General features: G+C 70.6%; 2 protein-coding genes. One reads left to right on the plus strand and one right to left on the minus strand.

Translation table 11 applies throughout. The annotated features are described in order from the left end of the window. Positions 1-134: 134 nt before the first annotated feature. On the minus strand, positions 135-2,696 hold the full coding sequence (gene pepN / locus ACFV9Q_RS25955; protein WP_377236813.1) for an aminopeptidase N: 2,562 nt from the start codon (positions 2,694-2,696) through the stop codon (positions 135-137). Between the two features lie 300 nt (positions 2,697-2,996). Here pepN and ACFV9Q_RS25960 point away from each other — a divergent pair, with 300 nt between their 5' ends. Continuing rightward, on the plus strand, positions 2,997-3,899 hold the full coding sequence (locus ACFV9Q_RS25960; protein WP_377236814.1) for a hypothetical protein: 903 nt from the start codon (positions 2,997-2,999) through the stop codon (positions 3,897-3,899). Positions 3,900-3,985: the final 86 nt, after the last annotated feature.

Below are 3,985 nucleotides of genomic sequence, written 5' to 3' on the forward strand. Positions count from 1 at the left end.
GGGGACTGGGCCGGCGTCTGGGAGTCGCAGCCCCCCCTCCCCCTCCCTTTTGGGTCCTGGGTTTCTTCGCTCTGAGCTGGCTCAGAGCGAAGAAACCCGGGCCTCAAAGGTGAGCGGAGGTCCCGCCGACGGCGTCAGGCGTCCTTGGCCTGGGCCTTCAGCGCCCGCTCCGTGCCCGCGAGGGCCTCGACGACCAGACGGCGCAGGGCCGGGGCCGCGTCCGCGTTCGTCTCCAGCCACGCCGCGGTGGCGTCCCGCAGCTCCGGCGAGGCCAGCGGGGCCGGGTAGAAGCCCTCGATGATCTCCTCGGCGATGTGGTAGCTGCGCTCGTCCCACACCTTGAGCACGGCGTCCAGGTAGGGCTGCACGACGTCGGCCAGCGGGGCCGGGTCGTTCACGTGCAGGAACCCGAGGCCGGTGTTCCGGATGATCGCGTTCGGCACGTCGGCGTCCACGACGGAGGACAGCGCGGCCAGCTTTCCCTCGACCGTGGGCTTGGCGGCCCGGGCACGGGCGGCGGACTGGCGGCCCGTCGCCGTGTCGTCGGCGGCGAGCGTGGTGTCGATCTCCGCGTCGCCCGCCGCGCCGTTGAGCACGAGGCCCTCCAGCAGCTCCCAGCGCAGGTCGGCGTCGATCTCCAGGCCGTCGAGCGCGACCGACCCGTCGAGCAGGCCGGACAGCGTCGCGACGTGCGCGGGCGTGGAGGCCACGTGCGCGAAGAACTTCACGAGCTGGAACTGCGTGTCCGAACCGGCCTCGGCGTCGCCCACCAGGGACCAGAGCGTGTCGCCCACCGTGGCGAGCGTCTCCGCGCGGGCCGACGGCGCCACGAACTGCTTGGCGGCCAGCACCATCTGGTTGAGCGTGGTGCGCAGCGTGGTCGACTCGGTCTCGCCGGCGATGCCACCGAGCACGAGCTTCACGTACTCCGACGCCGGCACCTCGCCGTCGCGCACCGCGTCCCAGACCGAGCCCCACACGAGGGAGCGGGCCAGCGGGTCCGTGATGTCGGCCAGGTGCTCCAGCGCCACCGCGAGCGAGGCGGGGTCGAGCCGGATCTTCGCGTACGCGAGGTCCGCGTCGTTGAGCAGCACGAGGGCCGGGCGGTCGAGCTCGACGAGCTCCTTCACGTCCGTCCGCGGGCCGTCGACGTCGACCTCGACGAAGTGGGTGCGCGCGAGCTCGCCGCCGTCGGACAGGCTGTAGAAGCCGATGCCGAGGCGGTGCGGGCGGATCGTGGGCCACTCGGCGGGGGCTGTCTGCTCCACGACGAACGACATGATGCGGCCGTGGCTGTCCGTCTCGATGACGGGGCGCAGCGTGTTCACGCCCGCGGTCTCCAGCCAGAGCTTGGACCAGGCCTTGAGGTCGCGGCCGCTGGTGGCCTCGAGCTCGGTCAGCAGGTCGGGCAGCTCGGTGTTGCCCCAGGCGTGCTTGCCGAAGTAGGCGGAGACGCCCGCGACGAACGCGTCCCGGCCCACCCAGGCCACGAGCTGCTTGAGCACCGAGGCGCCCTTGGCGTAGGTGATGCCGTCGAAGTTGACCTGGACGTCCTCCAGGTCCTTGATCTCGGCGACGATCGGGTGCGTGGACGGCAGCTGGTCCTGCTTGTAGGCCCAGGACTTCTCCATCGCGGAGAACGTGGTCCAGGCCGCCTCCCACTCGGTGGCCTCGGCCGTGGCGAGCGTCGAGGCGTACTCGGCGAACGACTCGTTGAGCCACAGGTCGTTCCACCACTTCATGGTGACCAGGTCGCCGAACCACATGTGCGCCAGCTCGTGCAGGATCGTCACGACGCGGCGCTCGCGCACGGCCTCGGTCACCTTGGAGCGGAACACGTACGACTCCGTGAACGTCACGCAGCCCGCGTTCTCCATGGCGCCCATGTTGTACTCGGGCACGAAGAGCTGGTCGTACTTGGTGAACGGGTACGGCACGCCGAACGTGGACTCGTAGAACTCGAAGCCCTGGCGGGTCTTCTCGAAGATGTAGTCGGCGTCGAAGTGCGCCGACAGCGACTTGCGGCAGAACGCGCCGAGCGGGATCTCCCGGCCGTCCGACGACGTCAGCGACGAGCGGACCACGGCGTACGGGCCGGCCACCAGCGCCGTGATGTAGGTCGAGATGCGGCCCGTGGGCTCGAAGGTCCACGTCGCGGCCTCGACCCCGGGCTCGGTGGCGTGCTGCGCCGCGGCCGGCTCCGGCGTCGGCTCGTTGCTCACGACCTCCCACGCGGCGGGCGCGGTGACCGTGAACTGGAACGTGGCCTTGAGGTCGGGCTGCTCGAAGCAGGCGAACACGCGGCGCGCGTCCGGCACCTCGAACTGGGTGTAGAGGTACACCTCGCCGTCCACGGGGTCGACGAAGCGGTGCAGGCCCTCGCCGGTGTTCGTGTAGCCGCAGTCGGCGACGACGACGAGCTCGTTGTCCTCGGCCAGGCCGTCCAGGGCGATCCGGGAGTCGGCGAACACGGCGGCCGGGTCCAGCTCGCGGCCGTTCAGCACCACGGACCGCACGGACGGTGCGACCAGGTCCACGAAGGTGGAAGCGCCCTCGGTCGCGGTGAAGCGCAGCGTCGTGGCGGACGCGAAAGTCTCCGGACCGGTGGTCAGGTCCAGGGCGATCTCATACGACTCGACCGACACCACGCCGGCTCGTTCGACCGCCTCGGCGCGGGTCAGGTTCTCTCCGGGCACGGGCCCTCCACGTCTGTCTGCTCATGGGCGCCGAAGGCGCCCCGCGCGTCCGAATAACGCGCTTTATCGGTTGGCTTCTCGTCCGGTGTGTGAACTACCTGCGACGACTCGTCGATCATGCCACGCAGGAGTAACAGCGAGTAACGCCTTTGTGTACGATCGACCGCGGTCGCCCAGACCGACCGATTTGAGCTGAGGAGTTGCCCGATGTCCGGCACTGTGCCGCCCCCGCCACCGCCACCGGGCGGCAGCCCTGACGAGGAGCCCACTGCTCCCCCTCAGGAGCAGCACCCCGCCACCATGCCCACGCCTGTCCAGCAGGCGCCGGTGCAGCGTGTCTCGGCGGCGACGCGCAAGCCGCCCGCCATCTCGCCGAGCAACCAGTTCGCCCAGGCCGTCACCCCCGCGCCGGCAGCACCGGGTGCGCCCCGGGTGCAGTCCGTGCAGCGTGGCGCCGACCAGACGATGCAGCAGCAGTACTACCCCGAGCAGTACCAGCAGGGTTACGCGGCGCCGCAGGGCGGGCAGTACCAGCCGCAGGGCCAGTACCAGCAGCAGCCGGCGCAGTACCAGCCGCCCGCGCAGTATCAGCCGCAGGGCTACGACCAGTACGGCCAGCCCGTCTACGCGGGTCAGCCGGGCGGCTACGAGCCCGAGCCTCCGCGCCGCAAGCTCAGCCCCGGCTGGATCGCGTTCATCGCCCTGGACGTGCTGCTCGTGATCGCCGCGATCGTGTTCGCCGTGAACCTGCTCGGTTCGCCCGACACCTCGGCCACGGGTGGCGAGACCGCCAGCACGGAGCAGTCGGCCGAGCCGGAGGCCGAGGAGGGCCTGGAGACGGACGGCGGGGCCGGCGTCGAGACCTTCGCCGCGCCGTCGCTGAACATCACCTGCACCATCTCGGCCGACGCCGCGACGTGCGGCATCGCGGAGCTGACCCAGAAGCCCGCGCCCGACGCCTCGTGCGACGGCGCGTCCGGCTACGTGGCGAAGGTCGACCCGACCGGCAACGTGACGCAGCCGTGCGTCAGCAAGAACGACCAGCCCAAGAAGGCCAAGGGCGACGTCGCGATCCTGGACTACGGCCAGACCAAGAAGGCGCACGGCTTCACCTGCGCCAGCGCGGACACGGGCATGACCTGTGTGGCCGACGCGACGGGCAGCGGCTTCTCGATCGCCCGCGCGGGCATCGGCTCGGCCTGACCCACCCGGTCCCACCGTTGAGTGCGGGGTCTCTTTTTTCTTCGAGGGGCCTAGGAAAAAAAGAAACCACACCCCACAGGTTCGGA

Origin of the sequence: Promicromonospora sp. NPDC059942, from assembly GCF_042731755.1 — a bacterium.
GTDB lineage: Bacteria > Actinomycetota > Actinomycetes > Actinomycetales > Cellulomonadaceae > Promicromonospora.